Origin of the sequence: Paraburkholderia sp. BCC1876 (genome assembly GCF_902833695.1) — a bacterium.
In the GTDB taxonomy this organism is placed as follows: Bacteria; Pseudomonadota; Gammaproteobacteria; order Burkholderiales; family Burkholderiaceae; genus Paraburkholderia.
Window position 1 is genome coordinate 1063481 of sequence record NZ_CADFGI010000001.1, and the last position, 19495, is coordinate 1082975.

20 protein-coding genes and 1 pseudogene are annotated in these 19495 nt (G+C 62.1%); 7 read left to right on the forward strand and 14 right to left on the reverse strand.

Annotated elements, in window-relative coordinates; genetic code table 11:
• Positions 1-55 precede the first annotated feature (55 nt).
• The 6 genes from HWY05_RS04605 to HWY05_RS04630 form a co-directional block, all read right to left on the reverse strand.
• Positions 56-328, reverse strand: coding sequence for a hypothetical protein (locus tag HWY05_RS04605; protein ID WP_035558868.1), 273 nt, complete (start codon positions 326-328; stop codon positions 56-58).
• A 64-nt stretch (positions 329-392) separates the two neighbouring features.
• The gene (locus tag HWY05_RS04610) at positions 393-824 is read right to left on the reverse strand and encodes a DoxX family protein (protein WP_035558872.1); all 432 of its coding nucleotides are present in this window, start codon (positions 822-824) and stop codon (positions 393-395) included.
• Between the two features lie 122 nt (positions 825-946).
• Positions 947-1354 (reverse strand): VOC family protein, encoded by a 408-nt coding sequence (locus HWY05_RS04615; protein WP_035558875.1) that lies wholly within the window; start codon positions 1352-1354, stop codon positions 947-949.
• A gap of 75 nt (positions 1355-1429) precedes the next feature.
• Entirely contained in the window at positions 1430-1894 is a 465-nt protein-coding gene (locus HWY05_RS04620; RefSeq protein ID WP_035558877.1) for an RbsD/FucU domain-containing protein, read from the reverse strand.
• Between the two features lie 47 nt (positions 1895-1941).
• Positions 1942-2484, reverse strand: a complete 543-nt coding sequence (locus HWY05_RS38230; protein WP_244146488.1) for a hypothetical protein — start codon at positions 2482-2484, stop codon at positions 1942-1944.
• A 27-nt stretch (positions 2485-2511) separates the two neighbouring features.
• Positions 2512-2880, reverse strand: a complete 369-nt coding sequence (locus HWY05_RS04630) for a nuclear transport factor 2 family protein (RefSeq protein ID WP_035558880.1) — start codon at positions 2878-2880, stop codon at positions 2512-2514.
• 369 nt (positions 2881-3249) lie between these two features.
• On the opposite strand from HWY05_RS04630, the gene HWY05_RS04635 reads away from it, so the two are divergent.
• The 7 genes and pseudogenes from HWY05_RS04635 (at position 3250) to flhC (ending at position 7371) form a co-directional block, all read left to right on the forward strand.
• Entirely contained in the window at positions 3250-3555 is a 306-nt protein-coding gene (locus HWY05_RS04635) for a type II toxin-antitoxin system RelE/ParE family toxin (protein ID WP_244146489.1), read from the forward strand.
• Positions 3552-3854, forward strand: coding sequence for an addiction module antidote protein (locus tag HWY05_RS04640; RefSeq protein WP_035558886.1), 303 nt, complete (start codon positions 3552-3554; stop codon positions 3852-3854). The genes HWY05_RS04635 and HWY05_RS04640 overlap by 4 nt, the downstream gene beginning before the upstream one ends.
• Positions 3855-3993: 139 nt before the next feature.
• A complete protein-coding gene (locus tag HWY05_RS04645; protein WP_176057536.1) occupies positions 3994-4896 on the forward strand; it encodes a helix-turn-helix transcriptional regulator in 903 nt (300 codons plus the stop codon).
• 83 nt (positions 4897-4979) lie between these two features.
• Positions 4980-5555, forward strand: a complete 576-nt coding sequence (locus HWY05_RS04650) for a GNAT family protein (protein ID WP_176057795.1) — start codon at positions 4980-4982, stop codon at positions 5553-5555.
• A 170-nt stretch (positions 5556-5725) separates the two neighbouring features.
• Positions 5726-5932, forward strand: a pseudogene (locus HWY05_RS38235) (YeeE/YedE thiosulfate transporter family protein); the annotation flags it as partial.
• 534 nt (positions 5933-6466) lie between these two features.
• Positions 6467-6787 (forward strand): flagellar transcriptional regulator FlhD, encoded by a 321-nt coding sequence (gene flhD / locus HWY05_RS04660; protein WP_035558891.1) that lies wholly within the window; start codon positions 6467-6469, stop codon positions 6785-6787.
• A gap of 14 nt (positions 6788-6801) precedes the next feature.
• Positions 6802-7371 carry a flagellar transcriptional regulator FlhC gene (flhC, locus tag HWY05_RS04665; RefSeq protein WP_035558895.1) on the forward strand — a complete coding sequence of 190 codons (570 nt, stop codon included), beginning with the start codon at positions 6802-6804 and terminating at the stop codon, positions 7369-7371.
• 161 nt (positions 7372-7532) lie between these two features.
• Here flhC and HWY05_RS04670 read toward each other — a convergent pair whose 3' ends face one another.
• From HWY05_RS04670 to HWY05_RS04705, 8 genes are all read right to left on the reverse strand, one after another.
• Positions 7533-8861: an Nramp family divalent metal transporter gene (locus tag HWY05_RS04670; RefSeq protein WP_176057537.1), complete on the reverse strand. Its 1329-nt coding sequence runs from the start codon at positions 8859-8861 to the stop codon at positions 7533-7535.
• 61 nt (positions 8862-8922) lie between these two features.
• Positions 8923-10125 (reverse strand): acyl-CoA dehydrogenase family protein, encoded by a 1203-nt coding sequence (locus HWY05_RS04675; RefSeq protein WP_176057538.1) that lies wholly within the window; start codon positions 10123-10125, stop codon positions 8923-8925.
• A gap of 36 nt (positions 10126-10161) precedes the next feature.
• Positions 10162-10818, reverse strand: coding sequence for a methionine ABC transporter permease (locus HWY05_RS04680; RefSeq protein ID WP_176057539.1), 657 nt, complete (start codon positions 10816-10818; stop codon positions 10162-10164).
• The gene (locus tag HWY05_RS04685) at positions 10811-11971 is read right to left on the reverse strand and encodes an ATP-binding cassette domain-containing protein (protein ID WP_176057540.1); all 1161 of its coding nucleotides are present in this window, start codon (positions 11969-11971) and stop codon (positions 10811-10813) included. The genes HWY05_RS04680 and HWY05_RS04685 overlap by 8 nt, the downstream gene beginning before the upstream one ends.
• Before the next feature lie 13 nt (positions 11972-11984).
• Positions 11985-13427 (reverse strand): LLM class flavin-dependent oxidoreductase, encoded by a 1443-nt coding sequence (locus tag HWY05_RS04690; RefSeq protein ID WP_176057541.1) that lies wholly within the window; start codon positions 13425-13427, stop codon positions 11985-11987.
• A 41-nt stretch (positions 13428-13468) separates the two neighbouring features.
• Positions 13469-14260: a MetQ/NlpA family ABC transporter substrate-binding protein gene (locus HWY05_RS04695; RefSeq protein WP_347880799.1), complete on the reverse strand. Its 792-nt coding sequence runs from the start codon at positions 14258-14260 to the stop codon at positions 13469-13471.
• Between the two features lie 410 nt (positions 14261-14670).
• Complete coding sequence (locus HWY05_RS04700) at positions 14671-16269, reverse strand: efflux transporter outer membrane subunit (protein ID WP_176057543.1); 1599 nt, start codon at positions 16267-16269, stop codon at positions 14671-14673.
• A gap of 13 nt (positions 16270-16282) precedes the next feature.
• On the reverse strand, positions 16283-19468 hold the full coding sequence (locus HWY05_RS04705; RefSeq protein ID WP_035558919.1) for an efflux RND transporter permease subunit: 3186 nt from the start codon (positions 19466-19468) through the stop codon (positions 16283-16285).
• Positions 19469-19495: the final 27 nt, after the last annotated feature.

Genomic DNA, 19495 nt, shown 5'->3' on the forward strand with positions numbered 1-19495 from the left:
AGCTCCAGCGCAGCGGCCGCGCGAAAAACCTTGCGCCGGCGCCGCTACGACGCCTTTACAGCGACGCCTCCTGAATCGTGCCGGTATCGATCGCGCGCTCGATCAGACCTTCGTTCTGCGCTTTGGCGATCGCGTCGGCGATCAGCTTTTCCGGTTCCTCGATCTCGGCCTTCAGCGCGCTGAGGAACCCCGAGGCATCCAGAACGACCAGCGTTTTGGCCGAATCGGCGAGGCTGATGATCACCCGGTGAGGGGTCGGCCCTTCGCCGAGGCTCGCGCACAACTGCGTGACGTTGCCGCCAATGGTTTGCTCGAAACTTTGAATCATTATTTGCTCCCTTGGTTACAGCCAGAATCACATGCACTCGATACAGCCTACCGCAACCCGTCGATCAGCGACCCAGCCCGCCTCGTGGCGCACGCGCACCGTCGATACTGATACGGCCCGCGCCGGTCACGAACAGCAGCAGGAAACCGCCCGCGATCCCGATGTTCTTCCAGAAATGAATCACCATGTCGCGTTGCAGCGCAGCGTCGGTGACGTTCCAGAAATCGTGGCCGAGCACCGCCGTCGCGACCGTGTACACGGCCATGATCAGCGCCAGCGGGCGCACCTTGAAGCCGACGATCAGCAGCAGGCCGCCGAGCGCTTCGACCGCGGTGGCGATCGGCGCGGCGATCTGCACGAAGGGCACGCCCTTCGAATGCAGGTAGCCGACGAAGCCCGCATAGCCCAGCAGTTTCATCACGCCGCCCCACAGAAACAACACGGCGAGCGCAATACGCGCGATGAGGATGACGCCGGAATCGACGGGACGCGTCATGAGGAACTCCTGTAAATGAATAAGCAGCAGACCCGGCTAAAACGCCGCAGTTCCCCGCTGTGCACCTGAGAATATGTGCATTGCCCGTCTTTTCCAAGCCCGGGCGGGGTGGGTGACATTAGTCAGGCTTGAGGATAGCTCGCCACTTCGATCAGATTACCGTCCGGATCGCGGCAGTACACCGAGGTCATCTTGCCGCGCGCGCCGTCGCGCTCGACCGGGCCGGCCTCGATCGCCACGCCCTGCGCCAGCCAATGCGCTTTGACTTCAGCGGGACTCGTGGTGGTGATAAAGCACAGATCGGCGCTACCCGGCACCGGCTCACGCCCGGTGAACCACGCGACGGTATCGGCCATGGCGGGGCGCAGATTGATCTTCTGATTGCCGTAGGTCATCGCGACCCGCGTGCCGGTGCGCGATTCGAACTCGGTGCGTTGCATGCCGAGCATACGTGCGTACCAGGCGGCGCTGGCCTCCACGTCGGCAACGTTCAGAACGAGGTGATCGAGCGTGTCGATTGAGAAACTCATGAGGTTCGTCCTTGCGAGGTAACGTGAGGCGCGCCGCTGGGTGGCCGCTAGCGAGCGAGCGGCAGCGAACCGGGCTTACGACTGAGGCGCGTCCGGCGCCAGCAACACGCCCTTGGTGAACACGAAGCAGCCATAGCCGCGCTCTTCGCCCGTGGAGATCACGCAATAGGCCTTGCGCGCGCGCTCATAAAAAGCGAATCGCTCGATCGACACGAACGGCACGTCGCGACCTTCGGCAGCGTTGACCTCGATCTGCGCTTCGCGCTGCACGGCGGGGATCGTCTGCGGCTCGCCCACCACTTCCATCCGCGACGCGGGATGGTCAATGAACGTATCCAGCGGCATCACCGACAACACCGCGCGAATCGCACGCGGCGCGCTCACGCCGTCGAGGCGCAGCAGTTCGCCCAGCACCGACTCGCGCGCGACCGAACTGCCCGGGAAGTTGGCGTCGCAGATCACGAGTTCGTCGCCGTGGCCCATCGAGCGTAGCGCATGCAGTATGTCGGCATTGAGCAGCGGGTCCAGATTCTTCAGCACGGTCTCTCCTTGAGGTCCGATTGGCGGCTTACCGCCGGGTGTGGACGCTAAGTCCGGGTAACGCAAAGCGATTGTTGCGCGCGCGCTTTCGCCCGCTTTATCTGCGCACCTGCGTTCGGGAGGGAGCCCAATGACGAGCGACGCCCGACGCGGGCGGCGCAACGCTTCGACTCGCTTTCCGACGGACGATTGTAGCAAGCAACGTCAGCCCGTTCCGCGCCAACGGGCAGGGAGTTCCGGATCACGGCGCATGAAGCATTGCCGGGGTTTAGCGCCGGACGGCCCTCGCGCGCGGCGTATGTGTCATGTGCATGATGTGCGGCGTGTGTGACATGCCGGGCGTGTGTGTCATGCCCAACAGCACGCCCGCCGCACTGCCAGCGCAGCCACCCGAGCGCCGCCAGCAACACGAGACCCAAGCCTCCCAGCACCGGCTCGCGCCAGGCGAGCAGCGCGGTAAAGGTGAAGGCGCGTGTGCCGGCAAGTAGCGCGAAACCGGCGATGGCGCTGCAAAGTGCGTCGACCGCGCCCGACAAACGTGTAAACGCAACGACACTTTCGGGAACCGTGACGGCGGCGGGCTCATGCATGATTTTCTCCGTGAAAAAGTTTGTGGGTCAGGCGCCGCCCGGCGCCTCGTCGAGAAAACCCGTTACCGCTTGCAGACGGCCGCGCGAATCGACCATGCCGAAATCGGATCCCTTGACGATCGCGTCGCCCGCCGGCGTAATCAGCGCCCACGAAAAACGCAGCCGGTTCGCAAAGCCGTCCACGTCGGTGGTACGGCGAAACGTGTGATGCGGAAAGCGCTCGTGGACCGCGCGGATCATCGCGTCGATGCCGTCGTGACCCGCGCCGGCCAGCAGCGGATCGCGATAGTCGGCGTCGGCGCTCCAGGTCGCCGCGATCAACTCGCGACGGCGTGCGCCATCGGTTTCGTTCCATGCGTCGAAATAACGGTCGATCAGATCGGTATGGGCATTCATCTCAGACTCCTTCGTGAACTTGACTGAGCGCAACGCTCGGCGGACCAGGTGTCGACGGCGGGCTCGGAGTGAAGATTGACGGCTACGGTGTGGTGAGTCGATTACGTAGGAGGTAAGCATCTCGATGCGCCGCCATCCAGAGGCCTTCGTCGGAACCTTGCCGGGTCACCGGATTAGCCATTCGGCTGAATCGTCAGCGGCGCAAGCAGCCGCTAATCTCATGTGGGAATTTGGGAGCCGCGCAATGTCGTCGCGCGGTAGACGACGAACCGAACGAACCGGAGCAGGAGCCGCTTTATTAATATGGATTCCATACTTGTAAATACGTATCTTAGTAGATACAATCCTCGACAGATCGTTTCACCACCGGTGTACACGGTCAACCGCACCGAAATATTCGACACCTGGCTTGCCCACCTCGCGGACTTAAGAGCGAGAGCAAAAATCCTCGTGCGGATCCGGCGGGCGGAACGAGGTCATTTCGGCGACATGAAGTTGCTGGAAGACGGTGTGTCCGAGATGCGCATCGATTGCGGACCCGGCTATCGGGTCTATTTCGCGCGTGAAGGGTGCATGGTGTATCTGCTGCTCTGCGGTGGCGACAAGTCTACCCAGGCGGCTGATATCAAGCATGCCAAAACAATGTGGGCCGAACTCAGAAAGGAACTGTCATGAGCAAGATCAAAACCGCACGGTTCGACGCGGCGCATTACCTCGATAGCGAGGCAATGATCGCTGAATATCTCAACGCAGCGCTCGAAGAAGGCGACGCCGACCTGCTGCTCGCCGCGATCGCAGACATCGCCAAAGCACGCGGTATCGCCAAGGTCGCATCAGACGCAGGGCTCGGGCGCGAAAGCCTCTATAAAACACTCGCACCGGGCTCCAAGCCGCGTATGGACACCGTGTTCAAACTGCTGCGCGCGCTGGGCGTCAAACTTAATGCCGTGCCGGAAGGTGTGGCTGCCGCGTGATTCGCGTCTGCTGCGTTGCGCTCGCGGTCGGTCTACTGGTGGCATGGGAGTTGGGTGGTATGCGTTGGCGTCGAAAGGGGCTCGGAGCGGTTACGGGCATTCGTAAATTCTCCCGGGGTATTCCATTACCTGTCAGGTAATGGATCGCTGGCGTGCTTTGGCTATCATCGTTGCCATGAACACACTCTCTCTTGCGCACACCGCGCCGTCGTCGCCAACATCGCCGTCGGCTAGTCGCACCGTCGGCGATCTGCTTCGCGAATGGCGTCAGCGGCGAAGAATGAGCCAGTTGCTGCTCGCCACCGAGGCCGATGTTTCAACCCGGCATTTGAGCTTCGTCGAATCGGGCCGCGCGTTGCCGAGTCGGGAAATGGTCATGCATCTTGCCGAGCGACTCGACGTCCCGCTGCGTGCACGCAACGCGCTACTGGTCGCCGCAGGCTACGCGCCGCTGTTCCGCGAGCGCCCGTTGTCGGACCCGCAACTCGCCGCCGCACGCGAAGCCGTCGATCTGGTGCTGAAAGGACACGAGCCCTACCCGGCGCTGGCAATCGACCGTCACTGGACTATCGTCGCTTCGAACAATGCGCTCGCGCCGCTGCTGTCCGGCGCCAGTCCCGAACTGTTGAAACCACCGGTCAACGCGCTGCGGTTGAGTATGCATCCGGAAGGCATCGCCGGGTCGATCGTCAATTGGCATGCGTGGCGCGAGCACACGCTTACGCGATTGCAACGGCAAATCGAAGTGAGCGGCGACGGCACGTTGAGCGCACTGCGCGACGAGTTGGCCGCCTACCCCGCGCCACCCGGCGCCGAAGCCGCAGAGCACGACAATGCAGCGGTCAATCAGATTGCCGTGCCATTGCGGTTGCGCACACCGATCGGCGAGCTATCGCTTTTTAGTACGACCACCGTGTTCGGCACGCCGGTGGATGTAACGCTATCGGAACTTGCCATTGAAGCGTTCTTTCCCGCCGATCAGCAAACCGCAACCGCACTGCGCAACTTCGCCGACAGCCAACGTGCCGAAGCCGCCTCGTAGCCATTGCGTCACGCCGTGAGAGCGGGCAAGCTTGAGGGCTTGGCGGCGCGCACATGCACCGCTCAACCCACACGCACCGAGGGCTGCACTTGAACGACGCCACCGCTGTATTCATCCGCCAGCTCGGCCCGGCGGATCGCGACGCTTATTTTCAGCTTCGCTTGCGCGGGCTGAAGGCGCATCCGGATTCGTTCGGGCAGAGCTATGAGGAAGCGTTCGCACGAGGCCCCGAGCAGCACGACGCGAGATTGCAAGGTCTGCGCGCCGCCGAGGGCGAGTTTTTGCTCGGCGCCTTTGCATCGGTGGGCACATCGGCAAACACACCCGCGGACAAACCCGCGGACTCACCCCTACTCGGCGTAGTCGGCCTGTCGCGCAACCAGCATGACAAGGAACGGCACAAGGCGGCCGTAGTCGGCATGTATGTCGCGCCGGAAGCAGCGGGCCGCGGCATCGGCCGCGCATTGCTATGCGAGTTGCTGGCGCGCGCTGCGCAGATCGACGGTTTGCGGCAAATCCAGTTGATGGTTGGCAGCCACAACGAGGGCGCGCGCCGGCTCTACGAATCGGTCGGCTTTAGCAAGTACGGCTGTGAAGTGGGCGCATTGAATGTCGGCGGCGTATTTCACGATGCCGATCTGATGGTGCGTTTCATGTAACAGATCTTCGCGAGGTCGCTCCGCCTGCCTCAGCGCGCGACCCGCGCTATTTTTTCAGCCCCCTCCTCGCGACATCCCAACAAGACTCGCCAGCCGCGGTTTTTCGGCGGCAGCCACCAGCACACTATTCGTGCGGCCAGGTAATCGGCGCTTGTCGCGCCTGCGAGCCCTCCGCGCTGCCCAGCAGCCTGATACTCGACTACGGCGCCTGCCTGGCCCAAGGTTGTAACATCGGCGCCTACCTCAGCGGCAGTGTGTCAGGCAGCCTGCGCGGCGCGCTCCGGCTCGTCGCTGCGTTTGCCGGCAACGTGCCTGGCACGCATCTGCGCCCCCTCTTCGGCCTCGAAATCGAACGCGCTCGACCGACCCGTTGCTAAACGTTACGTAAGACGTTACAAATGCGGCCCAGTTTGTAACTGGGGCCGCACCGCCCAGTTACACCTGCGATTTGTCCCTCTAACAGGCTCAGCGAGCGGTATATATTACTTAATATTGCGTTCGCTTTCTGTTCCCTTTCTTGTCGCAGCGCAAATTACCGCACCGTGGGCGCACTCGATCATTTGTTCATATGATTAAGCAAGATGTCCACTGGGCAAGGGTTTCCATGGATCAGACGAAAATTTAAGACGGCAAAAAATCTGCTAGGCATTGACTATTACAGCACCGTGAAAGACTTACCGAAATTTAATGTATCTTTTTGAGATATTTTTTATAGAAGGGATTGATTTCTTGTTTTGCCCTTCATACAATTCGTCCCAAGCTGTTACGAAATGTAACGCGATGTATCAAAAGGTCGCCGTCTGTATCAAGTCGGTGACATGTAGCCGGAGGTTATCGTTTCCGGCGAGGCAGAAAAGACATAACGGCAAAAAATGCCGACATAGTAATTCGGGGCTTCGGAAACAGAGAAAATGGACCGTAGCAGCGAGACGCTGGATTCAATCCGCGAGATTAACTTGTCTTACATCATGCTCGCGCAACGTATGTTGCGTGAGGACAAACCGGTCGGCATGTTCCGTCTCGGTCTGTCGTCGGAACTGGCTGATTTGCTCGCGGGCTTGTCCCTCGCGCAGATCGTCAAGCTGGCCGCTTCCGATCAGCTTTTGTGCTTTTTCCGCTTCAACGACCACGCTATGTTGTCGGCGTTGACGCAAACCACGAAGCACGCCGCAGTTGCACCGACTCACGCGGCGATCCTGCTGGCAGGCCAACCTGCCGAGCAGTTTGCTTAATCGAGGTGACGACGATGCTCAAGCGTAGCCTGACGGAAGACGCACAAGAAGTATTCCGTGCGATCGCGCTGATCGAACTGGGCGCCCGTATGCAGGTGCTCGAGAGTGAGTTGACGCTCTCGCGCGACCGCATGATCCGCCTGTACCGCGAGGTCAAAGGCGTATCGCCGCCCAAGGGCATGCTGCCGTTCTCGGCGGACTGGTACATGACGTGGCTGGCGAACATCCACGCGTCGTTGTTCTACAACACGTACCTGTTCCTGAAGAACGAAGCGCGTTGCTCGCATCTGGACGCGCTGACCAAAGGGTATCGGCTGTATCTGGAACATTGCCACCACAGCGAATCTGAACCGGTGCTGGATCTGACGCGCGCCTGGACGTTGGTGCGTTTCTTCGACGCCAACATTCTGCAACTGACCAAGTGCTGCCGTTGCACCGGCAAGTTCGTCGCGCATAAGCACGACCTGCAGCACAACGTCGTGTGCGGCGCTTGCCAGCCGCCGTCGCGCGCCGGCAAGACGAAGAAGGCCGCAGCCGCTCGCCAGGAAGCGCTCGAAGCCGCGCAGATCGCGCAAGCCGCCTGAGTTGAAGTTATTCGACGAGGGCTGGTCCGGCCCGACTCGAACCGAAGCCTGAAAAACAAAAGGTCCGCCATTGAGCGGACCTTTGTTTTTGATGGCGTCTGATTTGTCGTGGCGCCGCGACACTGAACGCGGCGAACGCAGGCCGGTCGAGACATCGACTCTCAGCCGACCAGTCCGATCGTCTGCACCACCAGCCACAGGTTGGCGACGCTGATCACCACGAACAGCGTCCACGCGACGAATCGCGTCAGCAGCGTATTGGCGAATTCCCCCATCAACGAACGGTCGCCGGTCATCCTGATCAGCGGATAAAGCGCGAACGGCAGTTGCAGGCTCAACACGACCTGGCTGGCGACCAGCAACTTGCCGACCGCGCCGTTGCCCATCATCTGCACGCCGATCAACGCGGGAATCAGCGCGAGCGCGCGGGTGATGAAGCGGCGCTGCCAGCACGGAATTTTCAGGTTCAGGAAGCCTTCCATGATGACCTGCCCCGCGACCGTGCCGGTGAAGGTCGAGCTTTGTCCCGACGCGAGCAGCGCAATGGCGAACAGCACCGCCGCGAAGCCGGTGCCGACGATCGGCGCAAGCAGCTTGTAAGCGTCTTCGATCTCAGTGACCTGAGTATGGCCATTGGCATGAAACGCGGCGGCGGCAAGAATCAGGATCGCCATGTTGATCAGCAGCGCGATCACCAACGCCCCAATGGTATCGAGCCGCGACATACCGATCGCCGAGCGGATACTCGCGGGATCGCGCTTCACCGCGCGCGTCTGCACGATCGACGAATGCAGGTAGAGGTTGTGCGGCATGACGGTCGCGCCAAGAATGCCGATGGCCAGATACAGCGGTTCGCGCGAATTCAGCGCCTGCCACGACGGAATCAGCCCCATCGCGACCGACGGCCAATGCGGCTTCACCAACGCTAGCTCGACGATATACCCCACGCCGATCGTCGCGATCAGGCCGAGCATGATCGCTTCGAGGTCGCGGAAGTTTTTGCCCTTCAGGCCCAGCACGATCAGCGTATCGAAGGCGGTCAGCAGCACGCCGGTGGTCAGCGAGCATTTGAACAGCAGGTGGAATGCGAGCGCGCCGCCGAGCACTTCGGCCAGATCGCACGCAATGATCGACACTTCCGCGAGCACCCATTGAAAGCGCGCCACCGCCGGCGAATAACGCGCGCTCGACAGTTGTGCAAGATCACGCCCAGTGGCAATACCCAGGCGCATGCTCAAACATTGCAGCGCAATGGCCGCGAGACTCGAGAGCACGACGACGAACAGCAGGCTGTAACCATAGCGCGAGCCGGCTTCGATGTCGGTCGCCCAGTTGCCGGGGTCCATGTAGCCGATCGAAATCAGCAGGCCGGGACCGGCGAATTGCAGAATCTTTTTCCAGAACGGCGCGCCTTGCGTGATGGCGACCGAGCCTTGCACCTCGGATGGGCAAAACGGCGCCGTGGCGGTGGTGGGTAGTTTGAACTGCAAGCGTGGAATCTCTCGAGGAGGATAAAGCGCGGCGCCTCGTATCGAGGCGCCGCGAGCCGCCTCAAGTGTACAAAGAAACCTCCGGCAATGTCCCACTCAGCGCGTAGCGGCCGACGTCGCGGATCCGATAGTCGAGCGGATCGTGCAACGTGTGTACGCGTGCGTTACGCCAGAAACGATCGAGTGCGAGCGGCCCATGCGTGGCGCGCGCGCCACAGGCATCGAAGAGTTTTTCGCTGACGTCGAGCGCCGCGCGGTGCGCCACGATCTTCGCCTCCGACGTAGCGAGCGCGACGTGCGCGCGCGTTTCCGCCGTGAGCGATGTGCCTTGCTGCCACGCATCGTCGAGCGCATACGCGGCACGCGTGGCCAGCGCTTCGGCGCTCACCGCCTGCAGACGCATCTCGCCAAAGCGCTGGATCAGGTAGGGATCGTCGGTGGCTTTGTCGACACCGGAGCTGATCCATGGCCGGCCATGCTGGGTCACGTACGCGCGCGCTTCTTCGAGCGCACCTTGCGCAATGCCTACAAACAGATTGGTCAGCACCTGCTGCGAGATCAGCGTGCGCAAACTCGCGTAAGGGGTGTCGGCTCGCTGCAACACTTCGTGCGGCTCGACCACGACCCGCGCGAACGAGACGCTGCCGCTGTCGGTCTGTCGCTGGCCGATCGGATCCCAGTCTTCATGCACGGTGATGCCCTCGCGCGCGGTCGGCACGACGGCGAACACCGGTTTGCCGGTGACGGGGTCGTGCGCGGAAACCGTCATCATTTGCGAGCCGCGTGTGCCGGAGCAAAAGCCTTTCTGACCATCCAGAAGATAGCCGCCGTCACTGGTTGCGCTCGCAACCAGCCGGGTATCGAGCGGATTGACCGCGTTGCCCCACCACCAGCGTTGTTCGACGGTGCCGCGCAGATAGCGGGCACGTTGTGCCGGATTGCCCCAGACGTTGACGCTCACCACCTGCAGGCAGGTAAAGCCCAGCAAATGCGCAAGCGCGCTGTCGACGCGCGCGATCCGCCGGATCGTTTCGTAGATGTCGGGCCAGCGCGCGCCCGCGCCGCCGAATTCGCGCGGCACCGCGAGCGTGAGCAGCCCCGCGTCGGCGATCCATTGCTTTTCCTGCGCGGCGTGGCCGCCGTCGCGATCTCGCTGCGCCGCGCTCGCGCGCAATGCGTCGAGCAAACCGGCGAGGTCGCTCGCCACGGGTGCAGCGGATGCGTCGCGTGGGTGCAGCGCCGCGGCTGGGCGAGGGTCGTTCATCCTGAGTCCGTTTAGAAAAAGTGGAGCGGCCTGCGATCACACACGCTGCGCGAAGCGCCTGACGAGTCGGTCGCCCGCGAACTGTACCGCCGTCACGATCGCGATCAGCAAGACGATCACCGTCACCATCACCGTCGTATCGAAACGCTGGTAGCCGTAGCGGATCGCCAGATCGCCGAGACCGCCGGCGCCGACCGCGCCCGCCATTGCCGACGAACCGATCATGGCCACCACGGTAATGGTGAAGCCGCCGAGAATGCCCGGCAACGCTTCGGGCAACAGCACATGCCGGATGATATGCCTGCGCTGCGCGCCCATGGCTTGCGCGGCCTCGATCAACCCGCGGTCCACTTCGCGCAGGCTTACTTCGGCGACGCGCGCGAAGAACGGAATCGCCGCGATGCTAAGCGGCACGATCGCCGCCCATACGCCGATCGTGGTGCCGATCAGCAAACGCGTCAACGGCAACAGCGCGACCAGCAGAATGATGAACGGCGTGGAGCGGAACGCATTGACCAGCGCGCCGAGCGCGCCGTTCACCGCGCGCTTCTCGCAGATACCGCCGCGTGTCGTGGTGACCAGCAGCAGCGCCAACGGTATGCCGATCAATGCCGCAAAGAACGCGGACACGCCAACCATGACGATCGTGTCGCGAATCGCATCGGCCAATTCGGAGAGCCACAGATCAGACATAGCCTAATACCTCGACATGGTTCGCATAGCGGCGCGCGCGTTCGAGCAGCGTCGCGATCTGCTTCTGCACGGTACTGTCCGCGCTTTCCCGCACTTGCGCCGATACCACCAGACGCCCTTGTGCATGTCCTTGAATCCGGTCGATGCCGCCGTGCACGAAACTGACGCTACCGCCCTCACTACTCAGCGCCGAGGTGAGGCCGCCGATATCCGGCTCGTGCGCGTCGGCGCCCGTGAAGCGCACGTCCAGCAGAATCCGCGCATCGGTTTGCGCGAGATCGTGTAGCGGCTTGACCCGTTCCGCCAGATCCGCGGGCAAATCATGCACCAGCGTGCGCAGCAACGCGCGCGTCGCGTCGTGGTGCGGATCGCCGAACACACGCCACACCGGACCGTTTTCCACCACGGCGCCCCGTTCGATCACGGCGACCGTATCGCAGACTTCACGAATCACCTGCATTTCATGCGTGATCAGCACGATGGTCAAATTGAGCCGCCGGTTGATATCGCGCAGTAACGCAAGAATGGCCTGGGTCGTTTCCGGATCGAGCGCCGAAGTCGCCTCGTCGCACAGCAGAATGTCCGGGTCCGTGACCAGCGCTCGTGCAATGCCGACCCGCTGTTTCTGACCGCCGGACAAGCTCGCCGGATAAGCGTCGCGTTTAGCGGACAAGCCCACCAGTTCGAGCAGCGCGGCGACTTTCCTGTCGATCTCCGCTTTCGGCACGCCCGCGATTTTCAGCGGCAACGCAATGTTCTCGCGCACCGTTTTCGCGGAGAGCAGATTGAAGTGCTGAAACACCATGCCGATGCGTCGACGCAATGCCACGAGTTCGCGCTCGTTGAGTTCGCCGACGCTTACGCCGTTCACGCGCACCGCGCCGGATCCCTGTTGTTCCAGACCGTTGACGAGCCGCAGCAGCGTCGACTTGCCCGCCCCGCTGCGGCCGATAATGCCGAACACCTCGCCGCGAGCGATCTTCAGCGTGACGTTGGCGAGCGCCGTGGTCGACACGCCCCGCGCATTCGTGAACTGCTTGCTCACGTTGTCGAATACCACGGCGATGTGTTCCGGCGTCTGAGGTGCATCGCGATTCGGGGCGAGAGACGGCGAGTCTTCGATGAACTGCGGGGCGTCGAAAATATGGGCCATGGCGGCGCTCCTGTCAGACTTGCACAATGTTGGGCAGGTCAGCTTGCTCATTAACTTGCGGACCGGTTTGCGGATTGTTTTGCGCGGACCGCCGATGCTGCGCGCCGACATGCACCGCCGGCAATCGCGCACGGCCGCCGCCGAACAGCTTCTCGCGCAGCGTCGGCGCCGGATCGTAGTCTTCCTTGTAGACGCCGCGATTCTGCAACTCGGGCACCACCAGATTCACGAAGTCTTCGAACGATTCAGGCATGACGGTGCGCGTCAGATTGAATCCGTCGACACCGGCCTCGTCGATCCACGACACCAGCTCATCGGCAATCTGCTGCGGCGAACCGACCACCGGCTTCGCGCGACCGCCGAGCGTCATCTGTTCCAGCACCTTGCGCTTGGTCCACACGCCGCTCACGCTCTTCTTCGAAATCGCTTCGACGGCCGACTGCATCGACTCGGTCTTCACATACGAAATCGGTTCGTCCAGCTCGTATTGCGAAAAGTCGATACCGGTCGAACTGGAGAAATGCGCGATGCCGCCTTCCGCACTCGCATAGCGGCGATATTCCTCGAATTTTTCCTGCGCCGCGCGCTCGGTTTCACCGACTACCACGGTAATGCCCGCGAAGATCTTGATATCGTCCGGCGCGCGTCCAAAGCTCACCGCGCGCGCGCGAATGTCGTCGACAATGGAGCGCGTCAACTGCTTGTTCTGTCCACCGACAAACACACATTCCGCGTGACGTGCCGCGAAATCGACACCGCGGCTCGACGATCCCGCCTGATACAACACCGGCGTGCGTTGCGGCGAAGGCTCGCTGAGATGAATCGCGTCGATCGAATAGTACGGGCCGTCGTGCTTCACGCGGTGCACCTTGTCCGGGTGCGAAAAGATGCGCGCCGCGCGGTCGCGCACTACGGCATCGTCTTCCCAGCTTTGTTCCCACAGTTTGTAGACCACGTCCATGTAATCGTCGGCGCGATCGTAGCGGTCGTCGTGACTGATCTGTTGTGCGAGCCCCATGCCGCGCGCCGCGCTGTCCAGATAGCCGGTGACGATGTTCCAGCCCACCCGCCCTTTGGTCAGATGATCGAGCGTCGACATGCGCCGCGCGAACAGATACGGCGGCTCGTAGGTCAGATTCGACGTGACGCCGAAGCCGATGTGCTTCGTGACGTGCGCCATGGCGGGCACGATCAGCGACGGGTCGTTGATCGGAATCTGCACCGACTCGCGCAACGGCGTTTGCGGTCCGCCCTGATAAACGTCGTATACGCCGACGATATCCGCGAGAAAGATCCCGTCGAACTTGCCGCGCTCCAGCGTCTGCGCGAGGCTCGTCCAGTAATCGAGGTCGGTGTAGTTAGCCGACTGGTCGCGCGGATGCGTCCACAAACCATGATTGATATGGCCAACCGCGTTCATATTGAACGCGTTCAGCAGGATCTTTTTCTTCGCCATCGTGCGACTCCTTTTCTATGGCTCTGACCTACGCGCCGCGATTACCACGCCACGGCGTAGAGGTTGCCGAAGGCTTTATCGAGCGCAGCGCGCACGGCGGGCGAATGCTGATAGATCGCGATGAACTTGCGAATACGCGGATCGTTGACGCTGTCCGGTCGCACGACCCATTGGATCGCGTAGTTCTTGTTTTCCAGCCCGTCGAAGAGCAATGCGCTATTCGGGTCGGCGGTGCCCGCGAGCTTGATGAAGCTCGGGTAGCCTTGCGCGAGATCGACGTCGTCGAGCGACCGCGCCAGTTGCGAGGCTTCCAGTTGGACGATCTTCAGGTGCTTCGGGTTGTCGATAATGTCTAGCGTGGTCGCGCGATAGTCGATGCCCGGCGTCAGCTTGATCAGTCCGGCGCGTTGCAGCAGCAACAGACCGCGGCCGCCGTTGACTGGATCGTTCGCAATGGCCACCGTCGCGCCATTCTTCAACTCGTCGAACCGTTTGATCTTCTTCGAATACAAACCGATCTTCATGATCGTGCCCGGCGCGATCGCGACGAAGTTGTAGCCGCCCTGCTTCTTCGCGTTCTCGAGAAACGGAATGTGCTGGAAGTAATTGACGTCGATGTCTCTATTGGCGAGCGCGGCGTTGGGCGTGTTCCAGTCGGTGAACTCGATGATCTTTACGTCGAGGCCTTGTTCTTTCGCCTCGCGCGCGGCGACTTTGAGCGCCTCGATTTGCGGGCTGGTGGCGGTGCCGATTTTCAGCGTGGGCGAATCGGCCGCCTGGGCGTGCGTGGCCGATAACGCAAGCGTGAAACTGAACGTGATCGCGCCGATCAGCGCAAGCGTCGGTGCGTTGAAAAAACGCCGTACTTGGGGCAAAGGAATACGCATGGTGAGCTCGTAGAGTTAGACGTGGTGCGTTTCGAGGCGAGCGGATTCAACGGCCTGACCGAGGTGAACTCGGGCAAGCCGTACGGCATCGGGCAACGGGACACTGCAACGGGCGGCTTAGCCGGCGCGTCGTGGCAGCAACAGGACGCGCGAATCGCTCAGCGCGGACAGCGGAAGGTCGGACAGGTCATCGCCTCTCTCCAGATGAGGTGCGAATCATCATAGAGGGCGGAAAACCAACGGTCTACGAACGGATTTTTGGAAGGAAAGCGGGAAAAATGATTTGGAATAAAAAAGCCGGGCCGCGCTCCCGCGCGACCCGGCTTCCACCACCGTTCAGTACCCTGAATGGAGGACTACTGCTTCGCCACCTGCTGCACAGCCACATCAGCGCCTGACGCAGCCGAAACCACAGCCGCGCCCGAAGCCGGCGCCACCGCACCCACCGCAGCATCCGGCGCCTTCCCATCACCCCAGCCGCCGCCCAGCGCGCGAATCAGGTTTACTGTCGCCACCGCCTGCGTGCCCTGCAAATGGCTCGCCTGCAATTGCGAAGTCAGCACCTGCCGCTCACCGTCGATCACATCCAGATAGCTGACCGCACCTTCCGTGTACTGCGTGCGCGACAAATGAGCCGCCCGTTGCGACGCTTCGACCGCATTGTTCTGCTCGCGCATCTGATCGTCGAGCAAACGCAGATCGGCCAGGTTGTCCTCCACCTCGCGGAACGCCACCAGCACCTGCTGACGATACTGCGCGACGTCTTCGTCGTACTTCGAACGCGCTTGCGCGAGATTCGCCTTACGCCGCCCACCGTCGAACAACGGCAACGTCAACGCGCCACCCGCGAGCGGCCCGAGCACGAACGCGCGGCTCGACCACATGAACAGATCGCCCAGCGTGGCCGACTCGAATCCGAACGCACCGGTGATATCGAGCTTCGGGAAGAACGCCGATTTCGCCAGTCCCACACGCGCATTCGCGGCCTGCATTGCCCGTTCCGCCGCCGAAATATCCGGCCGGCGTTCAAGCAGCGCCGACGGTAAACCCGCCGGCACCTGCACCGTGACCGGCTTGAGCGGCGCTTCCGCGAACGAGAAATCCGCCGGCGGCTTGCCGAGCAGAATCGCGAGGCTGTGCTCGGACGCGGCGCGCTGACGTGCCACGCCGACCGCATCGGCACGCGCGCTCGCGAGTTCGTTGCGGGAGCGCGAAACATCCAGTTCACCGATATCGCCTTCCTTGAAACGCCGCTCGACCAGCTTCAGCGTATCTTCGCGCAGCGTCACGGTACGGCGGTACAAATCCTGATCCGAGTCAAGCTCGCGCAACTGGAAGTAGTTCTGCGCCACGTCCGCTTGCAACGACAACTGCACCGAACGGAACAGCGCTTCACTTTGCTGCTCGTCCGCGCGCGACGCGTTCACGTTCGAACCGACACGCCCAAACAGATCCGTTTCGTACGACGCGGTAGTTTGCGCGCGCCAGATCGTGCCGGTCGTGCCACCCGCGTTATCCGGCAAGAACTGCGAGGCCGCCGACGCACGCTCGCGCGTCGGGCCGAAGCCCGCGTCGAGTTTCGGGAACCAGTCCGACTTCGCCGCTTGCGTCACCGCACGCGACTGTTGCACGCGCGCCGCTGCGGCCTTCAGGTCCTGATTCGCGGCCGCCGCCTGCTCTTCCAGCGCGTTCAACTGCGGATCGCCGAAGACCGTCCACCATTCGCCGCGATGCGCGTCGTCGGCGGGTTGCGCCGTTTTCCACGTGCCGGTTTCTTGCGGCGATGCCGCCGTGCCCGACGTCGACGTCGTCACCGGTGCTTCCTTGAAGGCCGTCGGCGTGTCGACATCCGGCCGCTTATACGTCGGTTCCAACGAGCAGGCGGCGAGCAACGCGACCAGCAAAGCGCTGGTTGCCGCGCGGCCCCATCCGCTCAAAGATTCATAGCGTTTCATTATTGTTTTCTCCTCAGGCTTCCGTCGCCGACGCGCCATAGTGCGGCGAATCCTTCTGCGCGACGTGAATCGTCCCGCCCGCCAGCGTACGCAGCACCACATAGAACACCGGCGTCAACATCAGACCGAACAGCGTCACGCCGAGCATGCCGAAGAACACCGCGATACCCATTGCGTGGCGCATCTCCGAACCGGCTCCGCTCGACAACACCAGCGGCACCACACCCATGATGAAAGCGATCGACGTCATCAGAATCGGCCGCAGACGCAAGCGGCTCGCCTCGATCGCGGCCGACAGCGGCGTGTGCCCGTCGTGTTCGAGCTCGCGAGCGAACTCGACGATCAGAATCGCATTCTTCGCCGACAAGCCCACCAGCACCATCAAACCGATCTGCGTGAAGATGTTGTTATCGCCGCCCGTGAGCCACACGCCGGTCAGCGCGGACAGCACGCTCATCGGCACGATCAGGATCACCGCGAGCGGCAACGTCAGGCTTTCATACAGCGCGGCCAGCACGAGGAACACGAGCAGCACGCTGATCGGGAACACCCACAGGCCCGCGTTGCCGGCAAGAATCTGCTGATACGTCAGGTCGGTCCATTCGAGCTTCACGCCGTGCGGCAAGGTTTCCGCCGCTACGCGTTCGGCTGCGGCTTGCGCCTGGCCCGACGAGAAGCCTGGCGCCGGTCCACCGTTGATGTCGGCAGCCGTATAGCCGTTGTAACGCACCACCATTTCCGGACCATAGGTCGGCGTGACCGTCACCAGCGACGACAACGGCACCATGTCGCCCGCCGCATTACGCGTCTTCAGTTGCAGGATGTCGTCGGCACGTTGACGGAACGGCGCATCGGCCTGCACTCGCACCTGGTACACGCGGCCGAACTTGTTGAAGTCGTTCACATACAACGAGCCCAGGTAAATCTGCATCGTGTTGAACACGTCCGTGACCGGCACACCGAGTTGCTTGGCCTTCACGCGATCCAGGTCGACGTTCAATTGCGGCACGTTGATCTGGTAGCTCGAGAAGGTCGGGCCCAGTTCAGGCGTTTGCGCCGCTTTCTTCACGAACGCTTCCGCGGCCTTGTTCAATTCCGCGTAACCGACCGCGCCGTGATCCTCCAACTGCATCTTGAAGCCGCCAAGCGTGCCGAGACCGAGCACCGGCGGCGGCGGAAACACCGCGACGAACGAGTCTTTGATCGCACCATATTTCTGGTTCAACGCACCGGCAATCGCACCCGCCGAGAGCGTCTTGTTGCCGCGCTCCTTGAACGGCTTGAGCGTGACGAACACAATGCCTGCGCTCGAGCTATTCGTGAAGCCGTTCACCGACAAACCCGGGAACGCCACCGCGCTTTCCACGCCCGGCTGCTTCAGTGCGATCGCGCTCATGTCGCGAATCACTTTTTCCGTGCGGTCCAGCGACGCGCCGTTCGGCAACTGCGCGAACGCGATCAGGTATTCCTTGTCCTGCGCCGGCACGAAGCCGCCCGGCACCACGTGCGAGATCAGCACCGTGCCGCCCAGCAGAATCGCGTACACCGCGAGCATGGCGCCTTTACGACGCAGCACGCCGGTCACGCCCTTGCCATACGCCGTGGAACCGCGATGAAAGACCTTGTTGAAGCGCTTGAAGAAGCCGCCCAGCAGGCGATTCATGACGCGAGTCAGGAAGTCTTCCTTGGCGCCGTGGCTGCGCAACAGCATCGCAGCCAACGCCGGCGACAGAGTCAGCGAGTTGAATGCCGAGATCACCGTCGAGATCGCGATAGTCATCGCGAACTGCTTGTAGAACTGACCCGTCAGGCCCGTCATGAACGCGAGCGGCACGAACACGGCGACCAGCGTCAGCGCGATGGCGATAATCGGCCCGCTCACTTCCTGCATGGCCTTGTAGGTCGCATCACGCGCACTAAGCCCGTTTTCGATATTCCGCTCGACGTTCTCCACCACCACGATCGCATCGTCCACCACGATCCCGATCGCGAGCACCATGCCGAACAATGACAATGCATTGATCGAGAAGCCGAAGGCGAGCAGCAGCGAGAAGGTCCCGATAATCGACACCGGCACCGCGATCAACGGAATGATCGACGCACGCCACGTTTGCAGGAACACGATCACCACGATCACCACCAGCGCGATCGCTTCGAGCAGCGTATGGATAACCGCTTCGATACTCGAACGCACGAACTGCGTCGGGTCATAGACGATCTTGTATTCGACGCCCGCCGGCATGTCTTCCGACAGTTCCTTCATCGCGGCACGAACCTGATCGGAAATGGCCAGCGAATTCGCCCCCGGCGCCTGGTTGATCGCGAGCGCCACCGCCGGCTTGTTGTCGAGCAGCGAACGCAGGCCGTATTCCGACGCCGCGAGTTCGACCCGCGCAATGTCACGCAGATAGGTCACGCCGCCGTCCGGCGTCGTCTTGACGATGATGTCGCCGAATTCGCCCTCAGTCTTCAGACGGCCACGCGCATTCACCGACAACTGCAGTTGCGTGCCCGGCACCGAAGGCGATGCGCCGATGACACCGGCCGCCACCTGAATGTTCTGCTCACGGATCGCGTTGACCACTTCGGTCGCCGTCAACCCGCGTTGCGCGACTTTCTGCGGATCGAGCCACACACGCATGGCGTAGTCGCCCGAACCCCACAACTGCACTTCGCCGACACCCTGAATTCGCGCCAGACGATCCTTGACGTTCAGCAGCGCGTAGTTGCGCAGATACGTCATGTCGTAGCGGTTATTCGGCGAGATCAGGTGGACCACCATGGTCAGCGTGGGCGAGCTCTTGATCGTGGTGATACCGAGCCGTTGCACGTCTTCCGGCAGACGCGGCAGCGCCTGATTGACGCGGTTCTGCACCAGTTGCGTCGCGAGGTCCGGATTGGTGCCGAGCTTGAAGGTCACCGTCAGTGTGAGATTGCCGTCGCTATTGGCTTGCGACTGCATGTACAGCATGTTCTCGACGCCGTTGATCTGCTCTTCGAGCGGCGAAGCGACGGCTTCGGCGATCACTTTCGGATTCGCGCCCGGATACTGCGCGTGCACCACCACGGACGGCGGTACGACTTCCGGGTACTCCGAGATCGGCAGCTTGAAGAGCGAAATAATGCCCGCCAGCAGGATCAATACCGACAACACGCCGGCAAAGATCGGCCGATCGATGAAGAATTTGGATATGTTCATGGGATGCTCTTAACGTTGGAGCATGCG

Bases quoted from the DNA above. Each gene is read 5' to 3' on its own strand.
- HWY05_RS04700 (WP_176057543.1), bottom strand. From the start codon at position 16,269: ATGAAACGCTATGAATCTTTGAGCGGATGGGGCCGCGCGGCAACCAGC.
- flhC (WP_035558895.1), top strand. From the start codon at position 6,802: ATGCTCAAGCGTAGCCTGACGGAAGACGCACAAGAAGTATTCCGTGCG.
- HWY05_RS38230 (WP_244146488.1), bottom strand. From the start codon at position 2,484: ATGCATGAGCCCGCCGCCGTCACGGTTCCCGAAAGTGTCGTTGCGTTT.
- HWY05_RS04675 (WP_176057538.1), bottom strand. From the start codon at position 10,125: ATGAACGACCCTCGCCCAGCCGCGGCGCTGCACCCACGCGACGCATCC.
- HWY05_RS04645 (WP_176057536.1), top strand. From the start codon at position 3,994: ATGGATCGCTGGCGTGCTTTGGCTATCATCGTTGCCATGAACACACTC.
- HWY05_RS04680 (WP_176057539.1), bottom strand. From the start codon at position 10,818: ATGTCTGATCTGTGGCTCTCCGAATTGGCCGATGCGATTCGCGACACG.
- HWY05_RS04685 (WP_176057540.1), bottom strand. From the start codon at position 11,971: ATGGCCCATATTTTCGACGCCCCGCAGTTCATCGAAGACTCGCCGTCT.
- flhD (WP_035558891.1), top strand. From the start codon at position 6,467: ATGGACCGTAGCAGCGAGACGCTGGATTCAATCCGCGAGATTAACTTG.
- HWY05_RS04610 (WP_035558872.1), bottom strand. From the start codon at position 824: ATGACGCGTCCCGTCGATTCCGGCGTCATCCTCATCGCGCGTATTGCG.
- HWY05_RS04690 (WP_176057541.1), bottom strand. From the start codon at position 13,427: ATGGCGAAGAAAAAGATCCTGCTGAACGCGTTCAATATGAACGCGGTT.
- HWY05_RS04630 (WP_035558880.1), bottom strand. From the start codon at position 2,880: ATGAATGCCCATACCGATCTGATCGACCGTTATTTCGACGCATGGAAC.
- HWY05_RS04640 (WP_035558886.1), top strand. From the start codon at position 3,552: ATGAGCAAGATCAAAACCGCACGGTTCGACGCGGCGCATTACCTCGAT.
- HWY05_RS04605 (WP_035558868.1), bottom strand. From the start codon at position 328: ATGATTCAAAGTTTCGAGCAAACCATTGGCGGCAACGTCACGCAGTTG.
- HWY05_RS04615 (WP_035558875.1), bottom strand. From the start codon at position 1,354: ATGAGTTTCTCAATCGACACGCTCGATCACCTCGTTCTGAACGTTGCC.
- HWY05_RS04705 (WP_035558919.1), bottom strand. From the start codon at position 19,468: ATGAACATATCCAAATTCTTCATCGATCGGCCGATCTTTGCCGGCGTG.